Consider the following 19,304-nt stretch of genomic DNA (forward strand, 5'->3'; position numbering starts at 1 on the left):
ATGCCGTTGAAACACGATAAACCAACGCCTAAGCCGCTGGAAATTGCAACCATTGATCTTGGTTCTAACAGTTTTCATATGGTTATCGCCCGTATTGTAAATGGTGCATTACAAGTTATTGGGCGCCTAAAAAAACGGGTTTACCTTGCTGATGGACTCAATGATAAAAATGAGTTAAGTGAAGAATCTATTAGTCGCGGTCTTGACTGCCTGTCGCTATTCGCTGAGCGGTTGCAGGGTTTCTCTGCGGAAAATGTCTGCCTTGTAGGTACTCATAGTCTACGGGAAGCAACCAATGCGGAAGAGTTTTTGAAACGAGCCAAAGAGGTTATTCCTTATCCCATTGAAATTATTTCCGGTCATGAAGAAGCTCGTTTGATCTTCATGGGGGTAGAACATACTCAACCAGAAAAGGGCCGCAAGCTGGTGATTGATATTGGTGGTGGCTCCACCGAGTTGGTCATTGGTGAGGACTTCGAACCTCTATTAATTGAAAGCCGTCGTATGGGATGTGTGAGTTTTTCCCGACAGTTCTTTCCTGGTGGTGTAGTAAATGAGCATAATTTCCACAAAGCAAGGCTTCAGGCAGAACAAAAACTAGAAAATCTCATTTGGCAATTCCGCACAAAAGGCTGGGATTTTGCTTTGGGAGCATCAGGGACTATTAAAGCGGTCCATGAATCACTGGTTGAATTTGGTGAAAAAGATGGTTTGATTACACCAGATCGCCTCCATATGCTGGTGAAACAGGTATTAAAATACAAAAACTTCAACTCACTGGATTTACCCGGTTTACCCGAAGATCGCAAACAAACTTTCGTTCCGGGTCTGGCTATTCTATGCGGTATATTTGATGCCCTGCATATTCAAGAATTACGTTTGTCTGACGGCGCATTACGTGAAGGTGTTCTTTATGAAATGGAAGATCGCTTCCGCCATCAGGATATTCGTCAAAGAACAGCCAAAAGTCTTGCTGATCACTATAATATTGACCGGGAACAAGCCAGCCGTGTCTGGAACACGGCCAAAACACTTTATGACCAATGGGCGGCGCAAAATCCGAAACGAGTACAACCACAATTGGAAGCCATTCTGCTCTGGGCAGCGATGCTCCATGAAGTTGGATTAAGCATCAATCTGAGTGGATTACAGCGACATTCTGCCTATATCCTGCAACACACGGACTTACCCGGTTTTAATCAAGAACAGCAATTATTGTTGGCAACATTGGTTCGCTATCACCGCAAAGCAGTTAAAATTCATGAACATCCCCGTTTCTATCTGTTCAAGAAAAAACAGTATCTTCCGATGCTTCAAATATTGAGATTAGCAACCTTGCTGAACAATCAACGCCAGTCCACGACGACACCTGAATCTTTAAGGCTGGAAACAGATCATGGTCACTGGACACTTTATCTTCCCAAAAACTATTTAATTCAGAATGTACTGATGCAGTTAGACTTAGAGAAAGAACAAGTTTACTGGAGTGATGTGACGGGTTGGCACTTACATATTCAAGAGGAATCATCAATTGCAGGGTTGGAACATTATCAGCAAAAACAGCAAAATATGATGGAACAAAAGGGTAATTCTAAGACAAAATAGCACCATATCCCCCCTAAACTGGGTAACTTTGTACAAATTTGTGCAAAACTATTTGCACAAATTTAAAGGTAGACTATGTTACAACCAACCTTTAAACCTGATAATGGGAATGTCACCAGCCAACATTCCCAAAAGCTGGCTCTCATTCGCCAGAACCTGTTTTCGCTGCTCATTGACGATAAACTATTCGTTGATTCGTTATTGGGGCAAGCTGATGCACATGCAAAAATCAGCGATGACCAATTATTAGAAAAGATTGAAGAAGTCAAATCCCTTCTGACCAATCTGCATGCAGCAGATATTGCCGATATTCTGGAAGCATTACCTTATGATGAACGCCTTGCTTTATGGCGGCTCATTGATAATAACCAGCGTGGTGAGGTATTGGTGGAAGCCTCTATCCCAGTCTGGGATAACCTAATCAAAGACATGTCTGATCTGGAACTGCTCAGGGCAATTGGAACACTGCACGTAGATGAACAGGCTTATATTGCTGAGCACCTTCCCAGGGATACAACACGCCGTTTACTGACCTATCTGGAACCTAGCCAACGTAATCGTATCCGGGAAGTATTGCAGTACCATAAGGACAGTATAGGCCAGATGATGGATTTTGAATTTGTGACAGTACGAGGTAATGTCACACTCGGTACTGTTCAGCGTTTCCTGCGCTCCCGCGGCGCTATTCCGGAAACAACAGATAAAATCTTTGTCATTGATCGTAAAAATCGCCTTCAAGGAGAACTTCTACTGACGACTTTACTAATCAATGCACCGGATAAACTTGTAGCTGAGGTGATGAATATAGATACCGTCACTTTTCTGCCTGAACAAAAAGGCGAAGATGCTGCCAGTGCGTTCGAACGTTATGACCTGATTTCTGCTGCGGTAGTGGACAGTAACGGGCGTTTGATGGGTCGTCTGACTGTCGAAGATATCGTTGATACTTTAAGCGAAGAAACGGATACCAATATCCGACGTATGGGTGGTTTGAGCCGTGAAGAGGATGTCTTCGCACCAGTTGGGCAGGCAGTAAAAACCCGCTGGACTTGGCTTGCTATTAATTTGTGCACAGCGTTTGTCGCTTCACGTGTTATCGGCCTGTTTGAACATACTATTTCCCAACTCGTGGCTCTTGCCACTTTAATGCCTATTGTGGCAGGCATCGGGGGCAATACCGGTAATCAGACTATCACCATGATCGTACGGGCACTGGCTCTCCACCAGATCCAAACAGGGAGTTTCCCTTATCTTTTATTAAGGGAACTGGGTGTTGCTCTGATAAACGGTATTATTTGGGGAGGTATTATGGGTATTGTCACTTATGTGCTCTATAGCGACCTTGCAATGGGTGGCGTAATGACAATGGCAATGATACTAAACCTGCTGATGGCTGCATTGATGGGGGTCTTGATACCTTTTATTATGATGAAGTTAGGCAGAGATCCTGCGATTGGTTCCAGTGTTATGATTACTGCAATTACTGATACTGGTGGCTTCTTTATCTTTTTGGGACTGGCAACACTGTTTTTGGTTTAATGAGTTCAACAATATAGAAGAAACACTGTATTCAGGAATACGCCGATTATTTAATCGGCGTATTTGCAAATTCTCAATACACTCTTTCGTCCCAGACACTATATCCAGATGTTCCTGCCATATGATGACGACAGATAATATCTTTATATTTAATAGAGACAATTTCCTCCGGTTGCGATTCCGCATGGTTAATACTATGCGGATAGTTTGGTGACAATTCAATGATTGTCGCATCACGACATTCAATTGAATAATAGAGCTCCTGAGATCCTAATTGTGAAGTGCGATAAAAATCAAATTTCAGATTCAAATTTTCATTATTTGAAATTGCCATCATTAATAACGGCGATGATTTATCTTGTGGCTTTACAAACACAATTGGACTATGGTTAACATTTTGTTCTCTATGAATAGAATGATGCAGATTCAATACAAAAATTTCATCTTCATGACCAGTCTGATATTTATTTCCAATGGACTCAATCGAAGAACAACCTTGCGAAATCAACCCTTGTTTGTCTCCTTGCAAGGTTAAATAGATCATATTAGCCATAATAACTTCCTGTTTTGATTAAGTTTGAAAGTACTATTAATCGCGTCTAGCATATTTGAAAAGCTATTGTTTTCCAAGAAAAAACGTGATTAAAGTCACCAAGCAATAACGTTTACAGCCAGACCATATTTATTGCTGTTAACTTTAACCATTCATTTTACCAGCAATGATGGAATATTATATCAACGAAAAACAAGACAAGATACGCACTTTACTCAATAATTGACTAAGGATTTCTTTAATATCCATAATTTATAGTACTATTTCATTGACCAATATTTAAATATTTTTGGTTCAGTTTTTATATCTATTATCCTCCGCTATCACTTCTGATAATATATCGTCTTTATTAATTATTTTCTGCATGTTACATTTGTATTTATCTTTTAGTTTCTTCTATGACGTTTTTGCTTTTATACAGTATTTTTCAATACCATCCTCTATTTCCTTTTTCGAACGTCGGGTTAATGACCGTCCCATTCATCAACTAAATGCTGGCAAGTCTCCCTTACAAAAGCAGATTACGTTAGACCCTTTAACGCTTATCACGGAAACTTAAAAATTCAGCTTTTACCCTCAGCTAACAATAGTATTTATTTCATTGACATAATTTCCACATTTTCTCCATGATTGGCTATTTCTCTCCAAGTACACTAATTAAATATATATTTACGCTGATTTAGCATAAGATGCGTGTGACTGATTATCGGCACAATATGAAGAGAATATCGAATATATGAGCAATAAATGTCGTACCTACTTTTTTTGGTTTGCTGTGTCAGCCGTTATCGTCGCGGCTGCTTTTTTTACATGGAACTATTTTAAAAAATCAGTCACATCGGGAGAAAAATCAGCACAAGTGTCAGAATCGCAGAAAAATTCGCACCTTATTCCTCCTCAACCCGTTCAAGTGGCTACCGTTAAAATGGAGTCTGTCCCCCATTATCTGGGAGGTTTGGGAACAGTTCAGGCCGCTGATACCGTAAATGTTACCAGCCTTGTGAATGGACAATTAATTGCCCTGCATTTTAATGAAGGCCAACAGGTCAAAAAAGGCGATTTACTGGCGGAAATTGATCCCCGTCCTTTTCAGGTCAGGCTAGCGAAAGCACAAGGGCAATATATCAAAGATCAAGCGATACTGGCTGATGCTAAACAGAATTTGGCTCGCTATCAGCAATTGGCGAAAAGCAAATTAATTACTCAACAAGATTTGGATAAGCAGTTTTCTTTAGTACGCCAGTACCAGGCTGCCCTAAAAACTGATCAGGCAGATATTGATGAACAGAAACTGCAATTAACCTATAGCCGCATTATGGCCCCTATTTCAGGTCGTGCCGGTCTGAAACGGATAGATGTTGGTAATTATGTCTCTTCCGGAGGAGAAAATCCGATTGTGGTCATCACACGTGTCAACCCTATTAATGTAGTGTTTTCCCTGCCTGAAAACGATCTCAGCACTATACTGAAGGCACAAAAGAGCAATAAAGAACTCGCTGTTATCGCCTGGGATCGCAATAACCAGTTACAACTGGCACAAGGCAAATTGCTCAGTATTGACAACCAGATTGATGTTGCTACCGGCACCATCAAAATGAAAGCACAATTCAATAATCAGGATAACGCGTTGTTTCCAAATCAATTTGTCAATATTCAGATCAAAGTAAATACACTCAACCATGCCATTGTAATCCCAAGTGCCGCATTACAGATGAGTAGTGAAGGTTATTTTGTCTGGATGGTGGATAAAGAGAATAAAGTCAGTAAACATAAGGTGACTATTGGATTGCAAAACACCGAATTAGTTGTTATTAACAACAGCTTGTCCGTCGGTGACCGGGTTGTTACAGATGGTACTGATCAGTTGACAGAAGGTGCTAGTGTCGAGATTGTTAAGCCCCTAAAACCAGAGTCAGATAACAGCAATAGCGATAAATCTGATCAGTCAAACAGTAAAGTGGAGAATACTTAATGCTTTCTGGTTCTCCAATAACAGGGGGCGGCCCGTCCCGCTTGTTTATCTTGCGTCCGGTAGCAACCACACTGTTTATGATTGCAATATTGCTTTCTGGTATTATCGGCTACCGGATGCTACCAGTTTCTGCATTGCCACAAGTAGATTATCCTACTATTCAGGTTATTACGCTCTATCCCGGTGCTAACCCTGACGTAATGACTTCTGCTATAACTGCACCATTAGAACGCAGATTCGGGCAAATATCCGGTTTGAAGCAGATGGCATCGCAAAGTTCCGGGGGCGCTTCAGTTATTACACTGGTATTCCAGCTCTCCTTACCATTGGATGTAGCAGAGCAGGATGTACAGGCCGCCATTAACTCAACCATTAATTTATTACCCAATGACCTGCCCTATCCGCCAATTTACAGTAAAGTCAATCCGGCTGATCCGCCTGTCTTAACACTGGCCGTAACCTCTGATTCCCTGCCGATGACAGAGGTGCAGGATATGGTGGAAACTCGCGTTGCTCAACGCATTTCTCAAATCGGTGGTGTAGGTTTGGTCACTCTGGCTGGAGGACAGCGCCCTGCTGTGCGTGTGAAGTTAAATGCACAGGCTATCGCTGCACAAGGGTTAGATAGCCGTACCATCAGCAATGCAATTGTAAGTGCGAATGTAAATTCACCAAAAGGCAGTTTTGATGGCCCGACCCGTTCGATCACTTTGTCTGCCAATGATCAAATGAAGTCCATTGACGAATACCGCAATTTAATTGTGGCCTATAAAAATGGGGCTCCTATTCGTCTGCGGGATGTTGCAACAATTGAACGAGGTGCAGAGAATACCAAACTGGGCGCCTGGGCAAATGAAAAACCCGCTATTGTTATCAATGTCCAACGTCAGCCGGGTGCTAATGTTATTGAAACTACTGATAATATTCGTTCCATGCTGCCAGAGTTGATCAGCAACCTGCCTAAGTCAGTGAATGTAGATGTTCTGACTGACCGGACGGTTACGATCCGCTCTTCAGTCAAGGATGTGCAATTTGAGTTGTTGCTGGCAATTGCATTGGTTGTGATGGTGATTTACCTGTTTTTACGCAATACAATTGCCACCCTCATCCCAAGCATTTCAGTACCACTTTCCCTGATCGGCACATTTGCGGTGATGTACTTTTGTGGTTTTTCTGTCAATAACCTCACCTTGATGGCATTAACCATCGCAACAGGATTTGTAGTCGATGATGCCATTGTAGTTATCGAAAATATTTCCCGCCATATTGAGCGGGGAGAAAAGCCGCTAGCTGCCGCATTGAAGGGAGCCGGTGAAATCGGTTTTACCATTATTTCACTGACTTTTTCTTTGATTGCTGTTCTGATCCCTCTGCTGTTTATGGGAGATATTGTCGGTCGTTTATTCCGGGAGTTTGCAATTACGCTGGCGGTGGCGATTTTAATTTCAGCCGTAGTTTCATTGACACTGACACCAATGATGTGCGCAAAAATGCTGAAAGCAGAAACAGATGTTAAACATAATCGCTTTGAGCAAGCCTGTGAACGTTTCTTTGAGTGGATAATTGCGATATATGGCACGTGGCTGAAACGTGTCCTGAACCATCCCTGGATAACACTCGGTGTGACACTCAGTACTCTGGCTTTCACTGCTCTGCTCTATATCATGATCCCAAAAGGATTTTTCCCATTGCAGGATAATGGATTAATTCAGGGAACACTGGAAGCACCACAGTCCATCTCCTTCAGCGCTATGGCAGACAAGCAGCGTCAGGTAACTGCATTGTTACTAAAGGATCCAGCGGTGAAAAATGTAACTACGTTTATTGGTGTTGATGGTAGTAACCCAACATTGAATAATGGGCGTTTACAAATTACGCTTAAACCTTTTGATCAGCGTGACGATAGAATTGAAGAAATTATTCCCCGCCTACAAGCTCAGGTGGCCAAAGTACCCGATGTAACCTTGTATCTACAGCCGACTCAAGATCTGACAATTGATACTCAGGTTTCCCGTACCCAATATCAATTTACTTTACAAGCTACTTCTCTTGATGAACTTAATGTCTGGGTTCCAAAATTACAGGAAGCACTAAAAAAACGTCCTGAATTAGTTGATATCAGTAATGATTGGCAAAACAGGGGGTTAGTCGCTTATATTGATGTGAATCGCGATATGGCCAGTCGGCTAGGTATTTCCATGGCTGATATTGATAACACACTGTATAGCGCTTTCGGTCAAAGGTTAATTTCGACCATTTACACTCAGGCGAATCAATACCGCGTCGTGCTAGAGCAGGATACAACGCATTCACCCGGTCTTGATGCACTCAATGATGTCCGTCTTATTAGTGCTGATGGCAAGATAGTGCCCCTAACCGCTATCACTACAGTGAAACAACAATTAGGTCATTTATCCATCAATCATCTGCAACAGTTTCCTGCTACCACTTTTTCATTCAATGTTGCACCAAACACGTCTCTGGAAGCAGCAGTTAATGCAGTAAAGGAAACAAAACTCGCAATTAATATACCAAATGATATCAACACACAGTTTCAGGGAGCAACACTGGCATTCCAGAATTCACTGAGTAATACCTTATTGCTGATACTGGCGGCTGTCGTTGCGATGTACATTGTGCTTGGCATACTGTATGAAAGCTTTATTCATCCGGTAACTATCCTGTCAACTCTCCCCACTGCTGGCGTCGGAGCATTATTAGCTTTAATGCTAGGTGGCTATGAGCTGGATGTTATTGCCATCATTGGGATTATTTTGTTGATTGGTATTGTGAAGAAGAATGCCATCATGATGATCGATTTTGCCTTAGTAGCAGAACGGGAAAACGGAATGTCACCCTATGATGCCATTTTTCAAGCCTGCCTCTTGCGTTTCAGACCAATATTAATGACAACGATGGCTGCACTATTGGGGGCATTACCATTAATGCTCAGCAACGGAATTGGGGCTGAACTGCGCCGTCCTTTAGGAGTCAGTATGGTAGGCGGGTTGATTATGAGCCAGATCCTGACCTTATTTACAACGCCTGTTATTTACCTGCTATTTGATCGGCTAGGACACTATTACAAAAATAACAACAAGTACAAAAGTCAATACAAGAACAAGGGTGATCCTAAGCAACATAATGATGATCAAACAAAATTAGCGCATTCTTCTACTGACCATCAGGAGCCGCTGTGAAATTTTTCGCCTTATTTATCCAGCGGCCTGTCGCAACTACATTATTAAGCGTAGCCATTACGCTATTTGGTGCTGTTAGCTTCACCCTGTTGCCAGTATCACCATTACCGCAGGTTGATTTTCCGGTGATTACGGTTTCTGCTTCAATGCCCGGCGCATCACCAGAAACAATGGCTTCTTCCGTCACCACCCCATTAGAACGTTCACTCGGCAGAATTGCTGGTATTAAAGAGATGAGTTCCAGCAGTTCATTAGGTTCCAGTGATATTTCTCTGGAATTTGAGCTGAACCGGGATATTAATGGGGCAGCACGGGATGTACAGGCTGCTATCAATGCAGCAGAAGGCCTGTTACCTTCGGGGATGCCAAGTCGCCCAACCTACCATAAGGCAAACCTTGCTTCTGCCCCAATCATGATTCTGACTTTGACATCAGATAGCTATGGTGAAGGGCAATTGTATGATATTGCCTCAACACATCTTGCTCAAAAAATTTCACAAATAGAAGGTGTCAGCCAAGTTAAGGTTACAGGTAGTTCACTACCCGCAATACGAGTCGAACTTAATCCCAATGCCCTATTCAATCAGGGAGTGTCTCTTGATAATATTCGCGAAGCTATCAACAAGGCGAATGTCAGACGCCCAACGGGGCACATTGATACAGATAAACAAAGCTGGCAAATACAAACTAACGATGAAATCAAGCAAGCGGACAATTATGCTTCCATTATTGTACACTATCGTAATGGCTCACCCGTCCGTTTAAAAGATGTCGCAACGGTCAAAGATTCCGTCGAAGATATCCGGGCAGCGGGAATGTCTGGCAATGGCCCCGCTATTGCGCTGATTATCCGGCGGGAATCAAGTGCAAATATCGTTGAAACCATCAAGAAAATTCGTGCTGAACTCCCGGCCCTAAGAGCATCAATACCCGCTAATATTCAGCTAAATGTTGTACAGGATCGTTCTCCCCCTATTCGGGCGTCCCTGCATGAAGTAGAACGAGCACTTGCCGTCGCCGTTGCTCTGGTGATCCTGGTTGTTTTTCTATTCCTGCGTTCAGGACGTGCCACTCTTATTCCAGCAATTGCTGTTCCGGTATCACTGATTGGTACGTTTACGGCTATGTACTTATGTGGTTTCAGCCTGAATAACCTCTCATTGATGGCATTAACCATTGCTACGGGTTTCGTTGTCGATGATGCCATTGTGGTACTGGAAAATATTTCCCGTCATCTGGAAGCCGGGTTGAAACCAGCACAAGCCGCTCTTAAAGGGGTGAGAGAAGTGGGTTTTACTGTTCTTGCTATGAGCCTTTCACTCGTTGCAGTCTTTATACCCCTTATACTAATAGATGAGTTACTTGGCAGACTATTCCTTGATTTTGCCGTTACGCTCGCAACCGCAATAGGTATTTCACTGTTAGTTTCCCTGACCTTAACGCCGATGATGTGTGCTCATTTATTGAAATCTTCACCGGAAAAATCACTAAAGAAAACCCGCGGTTTCGGCAAAGTTTTACTGAGACTCCAGCAATACTATGGACGCTCATTAAAATGGATACTTAACCATACTCGTTGGGTTTTATTGACACTGGTTGGGATTATTGCGCTGAATGTCTGGCTTTATATCAGTATTCCAAAAACTTTTTTTCCCAGACAAGATACAGGCCAATTAATAGGCTTTGTTGTTGCTGATCAAAGCATTTCATTTCAAGCCATGCGTAAAAAAATGGAATATTTCATAGGGGTTATCAATGCAGACCCAACTGTTGAAAATATTACAGGATTTACAGGTAGAATCAGCAACAATGTCGGTTTTATATTTATGGGTTTAAAACCATTAAGTGAACGAACAGAGAATATCGAACAGGTCATGGCCCGTTTAAGGAAAAAATTATCCCGCGAGCCGGGTACAGAACTCTATTTGATACCTATTCAGGATCTCAGCTCTGGCGGAGGCAGCGGTAACGCCAGATCTATTTATCAATTTACTTTGCTGTCAGATGATTTTTCTGAACTTCGCAAATGGACACCTATTATCCAAAAGGCCATGAAGAAAGTACCGCAATTGACAGGAATAAATTCGGACGATGACAATAAAGGTTCCGAACTCACAATCACCTATGATCGTGATCTGATGGCTCGCCTCGGCATTAGTGTCGCCCAAGCTAATAGTTTGCTCGGCAACGCTTTTGGACAACAACCTATTTCAACCATTTATCAACCACTGAACCAATACAAAGTAGTGATGGAAGTCGCACCTGAATATAATCAGGATGCCAGATCTTTAGAGAAAATTTTTGTTATCAACAAAGAAGGAAAACGTATCCCACTCTCTTATTTTGCAAGCTGGCGACCAACCAATGCCCCATTAGACGTTTATCACCAGGGGCTTTCAGCCGCTTCTATGATTTCCTTCGACATCGCAGAAGGTTATACGATGTCTGATGCAACCAGAGCAATAGAACGCACAATGACAGAACTCGGAGTTCCATCGACAGTACGTCTTTCTTTTACTGGTACAGTGCAAAAATTTGAAGAAAGTCAGCGTTCTCAGTTACTGGTGATCCTTGCGGCGATTATTACTGTTTATCTGGTTCTGGGCGTACTTTATGAAAGCTATATTCATCCTCTGACAATTCTTTCCACGCTGCCTTCTGCGGGAGTTGGAGCCTTGCTGGCATTGGTACTCTTCAATACTCCTTTTAGTCTGATCGCCATGATCGGGATTATGCTGCTGATTGGAATTGTGAAGAAAAATGCCATTATTATGGTGGATTTTGCTCTTGAAGCTCAGCGCAATGGTCGGTTAAGTGCCCAAGAAGCAATATTTCAGGCCAGTTTGTTAAGATTTCGGCCGATCATGATGACTACACTTTCAGCCTTGTTCGGGGCTCTGCCTTTGGTACTGAGTAACGGCGATGGCGCTGAATTACGCCATCCTCTGGGAATTACCATTGTTGGTGGTCTGGTAATGAGCCAGCTTCTCACGTTATATACCACACCTGTGGTCTATTTGTTTTTTGACCAACTGCGTGAAAAATGGCGCCAATACAGAACAGCAAAATTTCAGAGAATAAAATCATCGTGAAATTCAGGGTGAAAACAGGGATCAGCGGAAAATTATTTCTGGCAATTTTTGCTACCTGTATGCTGGTACTGGTAACAATGCACTGGGGGATTCGCCTCAGTTTCCAACATGGATTTATTGGTTATATCAAGCAAAATAGCCAAATGCGGGCCAACATGCTGGCAGAAGCATTGACAGAACAGTACCAGCAATACGGTAATTGGGATTTCCTGACCAAAAATGATCGCGTTATTTTTCAAATTATCCGTGATATTGAGCAGAGCAGTAACAACCATCAGGGACCATCCCCCCACGGCTGGCGTACTCAGTTCTGGGTTGTTGATCGCCATATGAATCGTTTAGTGGGCCATGCGGATAATATGTCTGAAGAAACCTATCGCAAGCCTGTGATTTATCAAAATGAAGTTGTTGGTTGGGTAATTATCAGTGCTTCTGACAAAATTACTCGTCAGGCCGATATCAGTTTCGCCAGCCAACAACAAGCGACCAGTTGGATTATCGCCGGCTTTTCCACTTTGTTGGCCTTGATAGCAACTTTTTTCTTATCCCGTGAATTTCTGAAACCAGTTAAGCGACTGGTAGAAGGAACACATAAACTGGCTTCCGGTGATTTTAGTATTCGTGTAGCAGTATCCAGCAAAGATGAGATTGGTCAACTGGCATCGGATTTTAATCTTCTGGCTTGTACATTAGAAAAAAATGAACAGATGCGTCAGGATCACATGGCAGATATCTCCCACGAATTACGTACTCCACTCTCTATTCTGCGTGGTGAGTTAGAAGCTTTGCAAGATGGTGTTCGACAACCGACACAAGCAACTATCCATTCCTTACTGACCGAAGTTACTATCCTGACAAAACTAGTGGATGACTTGCATTTGTTGTCCCTATCAGATCCGGGCTCTCTGGCTTACCGGAAAGAACGAATAAATGTCGATGAACTACTGAAAATAGCTGTGGCTGCTTATCAGGGACGTTTTGCCGATAAACAGATTACTCTGGAGCTACATTTACCAGAAAACACCCTATTGTTTGCCGATCCCAAGCGATTAACACAGTTATTTCAGAATTTACTGGAAAATAGCTTACGTTATACCGCAGATTACGGAAAGGTCGTTATTTGCGGACATATAGATCAGCAAAAATGGATACTGAACTGGCAGGATAGCGCCCCTGGCTTGACTACTGAGCAGTGCCAACGTATTTTTGAACGGTTCTATCGCTGCGAATCTTCCCGCAACCGTGCCAGCGGTGGTTCGGGTTTAGGTCTGGCAATCTGTTATAATATCATTGAAGCACATAACGGTCTTATTCAAGCAGAAATATCACCTTTAGGTGGTCTTAAAATTCACGTAGAATTACCTCTGACCCAATTTTCTGAACATAAGACGCTGAATATAAGACACTGAATATAAGAATAATGAGTCCACAATATACCGTTCTGATCGTGGAAGATGAACCCAAACTGGGACAATTACTTGTCGAATATTTGCAAACTGCAAATTATCAAACACAATGGTTGGTACGTGGTGATGAAGTGATTTCTCATGTCCAGCAACACCAACCCGATATTATCCTGCTCGATCTTATGCTGCCTGGGCTTGATGGTTTGTCAGTCTGTAGGGAAATCCGCAAATTTTCTGATATTCCCATCATTATGATGACAGCCAAAACAGAGGAGATTGACCGCCTGTTAGGGCTGGAAATCGGTGCGGATGATTATGTTTGTAAGCCTTATAGCCCACGAGAAATAGTTGCCAGAGTGAAAACGATTTTACGTCGCTGCTATCGCCCACAAGATATCATTAGCGAACAAGGGGCTTTGACAATTGATGAAAGTCATTTTCAAGCTCGCTATCTTGAACGGGTTCTGGATCTGACACCGGTTGAATTCCGGTTACTTAAGATAATATCCAGCCAGCCTGGGCGGGTCTTTTCCCGTGATCAACTACTGAATAATCTCTATAACGATCATCGTATTGTTAATGATCGCACTATCGACAGCCATATCAAAAATTTACGTAGAAAATTAGAACAATTAGATGAGGATAAATCTTTTATTCGCTCGATTTATGGCTTGGGATACCGTTGGGAAGCCGAAATTTGCCGTCTGATGTGACCCTAATTTTTGTTAAAAAATTCACCTGAATAAATTTCGGGCTAAACTTAAGCTGATAATTACCCAATCAGGAGAATTTCTTATGGCTACTGGGCATTATGATCTTAAGAAAGCAAAGAACGGGCAATTTTATTTCAATCTGGTCGCAGCAAATGGTGACATTATTCTCAGCAGTGAAATGTACACCACCAAAGCTGCTGCTAATAAAGGAATCTACTCTGTACAGGTCAACTCTCCGGACAAAACTCGTCATGAAGTAAGAAAGAATAAATCTGGCAAAAGCTATTTTGTCTTAAAGGCAAGAAATCACCAGGTTATTGGTATCAGTGAATATTATGGTAATGAAACCGCAATGAAGAAAGGCATGCAGTCTGTCATGAAGATCGGAGCAACAGATAAAATACGGGATTTGACCAAACGTAATTAATTAACTGCGCCGTATTAGCGGCGCGTTTCTGACTCTTTTTCCATTTCTATTTCCCCCCCCCCTCTTCTCCACAATAAATTTGTGTCATCAGCGGAATAAGCGCTAAAATCCTTCTTCTTTAACCTTACCCTTAGTAATGATAAACAGATAGGGTAAGATCTGATTTGAACTCAGACTGAGAACGTTAATAATATGTTTACACCAGAACTACTTTCTCCCGCTGGCTCCTTGAAAAACATGCGCTATGCCTTTGCTTATGGCGCGGATGCCATTTATGCCGGTCAGCCCCGATACAGCCTTCGTGTTCGTAACAACGAATTTAATCATGAAACACTGGCTCAAGGAATTAAAGAAGCGCATGCATTGGGCAAGCGTTTTTATGTCGTAGTGAATATTGCACCGCATAATGCAAAACTAAAAACCTTTATTCGCGACTTAAAACCTGTGATTGAGATGGGGCCCGATGCATTGATTATGTCCGATCCCGGCTTAATTATGATGGTACGTGAAGCCTTTCCTGAGATGGATATCCACCTTTCTGTACAAGCGAATGCCGTTAACTGGGCGACAGTTAAGTTCTGGAAACAAATGGGATTAACACGAGTCATTCTCTCCCGTGAGCTTTCACTGGAAGAAATTGCTGAAATCCGTCAACAGATCCCTGAAATGGAGCTTGAAGTTTTTGTTCATGGTGCACTCTGTATGGCCTATTCTGGACGTTGTCTGTTATCAGGCTATATCAACAAACGTGACCCCAATCAGGGCACCTGCACCAACGCCTGCCGTTGGGAATATAATGTGCAGGAAGGGAAAGAAGATGAAGTCGGAAATATCGTCCATACTCACGCTCCCATCCCAATCAAAAATATTACGGTTAAAAATGTGGAGCCAACTCTGGGAGAAGGTGCCCCGACAGACAAAGTATTTATGATCGAAGAAGCCAAACGTCCCGGTGAGTATATGAGTGCATTTGAAGATGAACATGGCACCTATATTATGAACTCTAAGGATTTACGCGCAATTGAGCATGTAGAACGACTGACTAAAATGGGTGTTCATTCATTGAAAATAGAAGGCCGCACAAAATCTTTCTACTATTGTGCCCGTACTGCTCAGGTATATCGCCGTGCTATTGATGATGCAGTGGCTGGCAAACCTTTCGATCCTACATTGATGAGTACACTGGAAGGTTTGGCACATCGAGGTTATACAGAAGGCTTTTTGCGCCGTCATACTCACGATGCTTACCAGACTTATGAATATGGTTATTCAGTATCGGACACACAGCAATTTGTCGGGGAATTTACCGGCAACCGGGTCAATGGCCTGGCAGAGGTGGCAGTAAAAAACAAATTCCTCGTTAGTGACAGCCTTGAAGTTATGACCCCTGCGGGCAATATCAACTTTATACTGACATCAATGACAAACAAAAAAGGCCAGCCCATCGAAGTCGCGCCGGGAGATGGTCACATCGTTTATCTGCCTGTTCCGGCAGAAATTGAACTGAATTATGCTCTGTTGATCCGCAATCTCAAAGGGAGTAATACCAGAGCACCGCATGTTAAAGTGGCTCCTTTAAAATAATCTGGCATGGATTTTAAAGAAATAGTTCTATTTTTTTAGAAACAGATCACATCAATACTATTTTATTTCTCGTATTATCAGTTCTGAAAAATGAAGAACTAAAAAAGTTTTACTGTAAGACTAGGAACCACCTCCTTGGCTAGCTCAATCTCCCTTGGGCTAGCCTTTTTCTTTTATAGGAAATGAGTTAAATTCAAACAATTAATCATAATATCAAACATCAGATAATCATTGATTAAATTAATAGTTATTAGATTTCTTTTGCCAAAAATTGACGTACATTTAATAAAAAAATTAATTATAAATAAAAAAACCCTCTCAGATAAATATTATTCATGTTTATTCAAATTTCTGAAGAAATTTTTAGAGAAATACATTTTCGATTAGCCGATCAAAAAACGCTTTGAAATACTTATTCACAACAGATTGCACCAACATTATTTCATTGCGCGTATCTGCATAATGGGCATGGAATAGTGAAATTTTAATAAACATAGCATTAACTATAAAAAAATAACTTCGACTGAAGCGATCCACTACAGTTTCCCTCTCTGCTTATCTTGTACTCAGTACAAATATAAACAACAATCAATAGCGCCTTTTGCAAACTGGAGTTAAACATGACTGATATAGTGAAGTTGTTAGGAAAAGACGCAGAAAGTTTATTGCAACATCAATGCAATACCATTTCACGTGAAAATCTTTACCTCCCAGGCACAGATTTTGTCGATCGTGTAATGATTGAAAATAATCGGCCAAACTCTGTATTACGCTCAATGCAAACTTTGTTTAATCACGGGCGCCTGGCTGGAACTGGCTATCTTTCAATTTTGCCGGTTGATCAAGGTGTTGAACACTCGGCAAGTGCTTCTTTTGCAACCAACCCACTCTATTTTGATCCTAAAAATATTGTTGAATTAGCAATCGAAGCAGGATGTAACTGTGTTGCCTCAACTTATGGTGTTCTGGCATCCGTCTCTCGCCGCTATGCCCATAAGATCCCGTTTCTAGTGAAACTCAATCACAACGAAACGTTGACCTATCCGGCTCAATATGATCAAACCTTGTATGCCAGCGTTGAGCAAGCGTTTAATATAGGGGCAGTTGCAGTTGGTGCTACGATTTATTACGGCTCTCCCGAATCACGCCGCCAGATAGAGGAAATTTCTGCCGCTTTCGAACGAGCGCATGAATTAGGTATGGTAACTGTGTTGTGGGCTTATTTACGCAATTCAGCTTTCAAAAAAGATGGCGTTGATTACCATACAAGTGCCGATTTAACTGGTCAGGCAAACCATCTGGCAGCGACTATCGGCGCAGATATCGTTAAGCAAAAAATGGCAGAAACCAATGGTGGATATACCGCAATCAGTTTCGGGCACACAGATAAACGAGTCTATACTGATCTAACAACAGATCACCCTATCGACTTGGTTCGCTATCAACTCGCCAACTGCTATATGGGACGTGCAGGTCTGATCAATTCTGGCGGAGCTTCCGGGGTGAATGATCTAAGTGATTCTGTCCGCACCGCAGTCATCAACAAACGTGCCGGAGGTATGGGACTGATCCTAGGACGCAAAGCATTTAAGAAATCAATGAAAGAAGGCGTTTCATTGATCCATTCTGTTCAAGATGTGTATCTTGACAAAAGCGTCACCATCGCCTGATAGAATTTGCTTAATTTACTGTATTAAAAATGGGGATTTCATATCCCCATTTTTAATCACAATATCAAGATATTGTTGCGATAATTCCTAACTCTGTTTATTACCACTACTGTTTATTACTACATTTCCTACCACCATTGATGAAAATGATGTACAGGCCCTATTCCTTTCCCGACCTCTAACGTATCTGCCTGCATTAAAGCATTCTGCAAATAGGCTTTTGCCACGGGTATTGTACTCTGCCAGTCGGCATAACGCGGCCGCAGCGCTGTAAGAGCAGCCGACAACGTGCAACCCGTTCCATGTGTATGGCGTGTATTCACTCTGGGAGCCGTAAAACGCCACTCTCCTTCAGATGTAAACAGCCAATCCGGACTTTCTCTATTGCCCAAATGCCCTCCTTTCAATAAAACAGCCTGGCATCCCATCGATAACAATTCGCGTCCTTGTTGCAACATTTCATCTTCTGTTTCAGCAGGAGAGCATTTCAATAACGTTGCGGCTTCGGGTAAATTTGGTGTAATTAAAGAGACAATTGGCAACAATAATTTTGTCATGGCTTTTACCGCTTCCTGCGATAGTAAAGGATCACCACTTTTAGCCAGCATAACGGTATCTAACACAATATAAGGAACCGGATAACGGTGGAAAGCTTCTGAAACAGCATGAACATTAGCAGAATTAGACAACATACCGATCTTAACACTATCTATTCTGACATCTGAAAGTACAGATTCAAGTTGGGCAGAAATAAAGCTAGGTTCAATATCGTAAACTGTCTGCACTCCTGTTGTATTTTGCGCAACGAGAGCTGTTATTACAGTTGTTCCATATACGCCAAGTGCAGAAAATGTTTTTAGATCGGCTTGAATGCCGGCACCACCGCTAGGATCGGTTCCTGCAATGGTCAATGAATTAACTCTCATGATGGTAATTCCTACCACCAGCCCAAGAAAAGCGGGTATCAAACCAGAGATACCAAGACTTCCCTACGCTGGCATTATCCAGATCAGGTAATACGGGTACTTCTCAGTTCATTCAGAACGCCCCGAGCCAAAGTAAAAATCACTCTATTAGTATCCCAATAGAGTGATATTTGCAATATGTTATCGTTAATTAATGGAAAAGATTAACGATAGATATATTCAGCCAGCCACCAATATACCAGCCAAAATAAATTTGTTACTACTTCTTACTATAAAGTCGTGACATTTGCAGCGGCTGGACCTTTAGGACCATCCTGAATTTCAAACTCAACTTGTTGGCCTTCGGATAATGTTTTAAATCCATCTTTCATAATTGCAGAAAAATGTACAAATACATCTTTGCTGCCATCAGCTGGCGTAATAAAACCAAAACCTTTAGACTCGTTGAACCACTTCACAGTACCAGTGATTTTTGCCATTTCAAAAATTTCCTTTGAATCACTTTATTCGCCGATTGGCATAAAAAGAAACAAACCAGTATTCGTTGCTGCTATTCATTAACAGAAACAGTACTTCGTTTACCCAGGTGTTTTATCACATACTCTTTATATAATCGC

At 42.0% G+C, this 19,304-nt stretch carries 13 protein-coding genes and 1 riboswitch; of the genes, 10 read left to right on the forward strand and 3 right to left on the reverse strand.

Features of this window, described 5'->3' with window-relative positions; all coding sequences use genetic code 11:
* Positions 1 to 1,605, forward strand: a complete 1,605-nt coding sequence (ppx, locus tag ABLA85_RS11600) for an exopolyphosphatase (RefSeq protein ID WP_367964255.1) — start codon at positions 1 to 3, stop codon at positions 1,603 to 1,605.
* Between the two features lie 75 nt (positions 1,606 to 1,680).
* Positions 1,681 to 3,144 (forward strand): magnesium transporter, encoded by a 1,464-nt coding sequence (mgtE, locus tag ABLA85_RS11605; RefSeq protein WP_367964258.1) that lies wholly within the window; start codon positions 1,681 to 1,683, stop codon positions 3,142 to 3,144.
* Positions 3,145 to 3,217: 73 nt separating this feature from the next.
* Here mgtE and ABLA85_RS11610 read toward each other — a convergent pair whose 3' ends face one another.
* Complete coding sequence (locus ABLA85_RS11610) at positions 3,218 to 3,697, reverse strand: Hcp family type VI secretion system effector (protein WP_367964260.1); 480 nt, start codon at positions 3,695 to 3,697, stop codon at positions 3,218 to 3,220.
* 736 nt (positions 3,698 to 4,433) lie between these two features.
* Here ABLA85_RS11610 and ABLA85_RS11615 point away from each other — a divergent pair.
* The 8 genes from ABLA85_RS11615 to fbaB all read left to right on the forward strand — a co-directional run bounded on the left by ABLA85_RS11615 (position 4,434) and on the right by fbaB (position 17,761).
* Positions 4,434 to 5,669: an MdtA/MuxA family multidrug efflux RND transporter periplasmic adaptor subunit gene (locus tag ABLA85_RS11615; protein ID WP_367964262.1), complete on the forward strand. Its 1,236-nt coding sequence runs from the start codon at positions 4,434 to 4,436 to the stop codon at positions 5,667 to 5,669.
* The gene (locus ABLA85_RS11620; protein ID WP_367964264.1) at positions 5,669 to 8,869 is read left to right on the forward strand and encodes an MdtB/MuxB family multidrug efflux RND transporter permease subunit; all 3,201 of its coding nucleotides are present in this window, start codon (positions 5,669 to 5,671) and stop codon (positions 8,867 to 8,869) included. The genes ABLA85_RS11615 and ABLA85_RS11620 overlap by 1 nt, the downstream gene beginning before the upstream one ends.
* Complete coding sequence (mdtC, locus tag ABLA85_RS11625) at positions 8,866 to 11,961, forward strand: multidrug efflux RND transporter permease subunit MdtC (RefSeq protein WP_367964267.1); 3,096 nt, start codon at positions 8,866 to 8,868, stop codon at positions 11,959 to 11,961. The genes ABLA85_RS11620 and mdtC overlap by 4 nt, the downstream gene beginning before the upstream one ends.
* An 8-nt stretch (positions 11,962 to 11,969) precedes the next feature.
* Positions 11,970 to 13,370: a two-component system sensor histidine kinase BaeS gene (baeS, locus tag ABLA85_RS11630; RefSeq protein WP_367964405.1), complete on the forward strand. Its 1,401-nt coding sequence runs from the start codon at positions 11,970 to 11,972 to the stop codon at positions 13,368 to 13,370.
* An 11-nt stretch (positions 13,371 to 13,381) separates the two neighbouring features.
* The gene (baeR, locus tag ABLA85_RS11635; protein WP_367964269.1) at positions 13,382 to 14,080 is read left to right on the forward strand and encodes a two-component system response regulator BaeR; all 699 of its coding nucleotides are present in this window, start codon (positions 13,382 to 13,384) and stop codon (positions 14,078 to 14,080) included.
* Between the two features lie 82 nt (positions 14,081 to 14,162).
* Complete coding sequence (locus tag ABLA85_RS11640; protein ID WP_367964271.1) at positions 14,163 to 14,507, forward strand: YegP family protein; 345 nt, start codon at positions 14,163 to 14,165, stop codon at positions 14,505 to 14,507.
* 192 nt (positions 14,508 to 14,699) lie between these two features.
* Positions 14,700 to 16,091 carry a tRNA 5-hydroxyuridine modification protein YegQ gene (yegQ, locus tag ABLA85_RS11645; RefSeq protein ID WP_367964273.1) on the forward strand — a complete coding sequence of 464 codons (1,392 nt, stop codon included), beginning with the start codon at positions 14,700 to 14,702 and terminating at the stop codon, positions 16,089 to 16,091.
* A gap of 620 nt (positions 16,092 to 16,711) precedes the next feature.
* Complete coding sequence (gene fbaB, locus ABLA85_RS11650; protein ID WP_367964275.1) at positions 16,712 to 17,761, forward strand: class I fructose-bisphosphate aldolase; 1,050 nt, start codon at positions 16,712 to 16,714, stop codon at positions 17,759 to 17,761.
* Between the two features lie 128 nt (positions 17,762 to 17,889).
* Here the strand turns inward: fbaB and thiD are convergent, their stop codons facing one another.
* Positions 17,890 to 18,690 carry a bifunctional hydroxymethylpyrimidine kinase/phosphomethylpyrimidine kinase gene (thiD, locus tag ABLA85_RS11655; RefSeq protein WP_367964407.1) on the reverse strand — a complete coding sequence of 267 codons (801 nt, stop codon included), beginning with the start codon at positions 18,688 to 18,690 and terminating at the stop codon, positions 17,890 to 17,892.
* Positions 18,691 to 18,730: 40 nt separating this feature from the next.
* A riboswitch (TPP riboswitch) is annotated at positions 18,731 to 18,822 on the reverse strand.
* Positions 18,823 to 18,956: 134 nt separating this feature from the next.
* A complete protein-coding gene (gene cspC / locus ABLA85_RS11660; protein ID WP_038269841.1) occupies positions 18,957 to 19,166 on the reverse strand; it encodes a cold shock-like protein CspC in 210 nt (69 codons plus the stop codon).
* Between the last annotated feature and the right edge of the window lie 138 nt (positions 19,167 to 19,304).

The organism is Xenorhabdus sp. SGI246 (genome assembly GCF_040838225.1).
Classification (GTDB): Bacteria; Pseudomonadota; Gammaproteobacteria; order Enterobacterales; family Enterobacteriaceae; genus Xenorhabdus; species Xenorhabdus indica.

Bases quoted from the DNA above. Each gene is read 5' to 3' on its own strand.
- ABLA85_RS11620 (WP_367964264.1), top strand. From the start codon at position 5,669: ATGCTTTCTGGTTCTCCAATAACAGGGGGCGGCCCGTCCCGCTTGTTT.
- ppx (WP_367964255.1), top strand. From the start codon at position 1: ATGCCGTTGAAACACGATAAACCAACGCCTAAGCCGCTGGAAATTGCA.
- baeR (WP_367964269.1), top strand. From the start codon at position 13,382: ATGAGTCCACAATATACCGTTCTGATCGTGGAAGATGAACCCAAACTG.
- fbaB (WP_367964275.1), top strand. From the start codon at position 16,712: ATGACTGATATAGTGAAGTTGTTAGGAAAAGACGCAGAAAGTTTATTG.
- cspC (WP_038269841.1), bottom strand. From the start codon at position 19,166: ATGGCAAAAATCACTGGTACTGTGAAGTGGTTCAACGAGTCTAAAGGT.
- yegQ (WP_367964273.1), top strand. From the start codon at position 14,700: ATGTTTACACCAGAACTACTTTCTCCCGCTGGCTCCTTGAAAAACATG.
- ABLA85_RS11615 (WP_367964262.1), top strand. From the start codon at position 4,434: ATGAGCAATAAATGTCGTACCTACTTTTTTTGGTTTGCTGTGTCAGCC.
- mgtE (WP_367964258.1), top strand. From the start codon at position 1,681: ATGTTACAACCAACCTTTAAACCTGATAATGGGAATGTCACCAGCCAA.
- ABLA85_RS11640 (WP_367964271.1), top strand. From the start codon at position 14,163: ATGGCTACTGGGCATTATGATCTTAAGAAAGCAAAGAACGGGCAATTT.
- ABLA85_RS11610 (WP_367964260.1), bottom strand. From the start codon at position 3,697: ATGGCTAATATGATCTATTTAACCTTGCAAGGAGACAAACAAGGGTTG.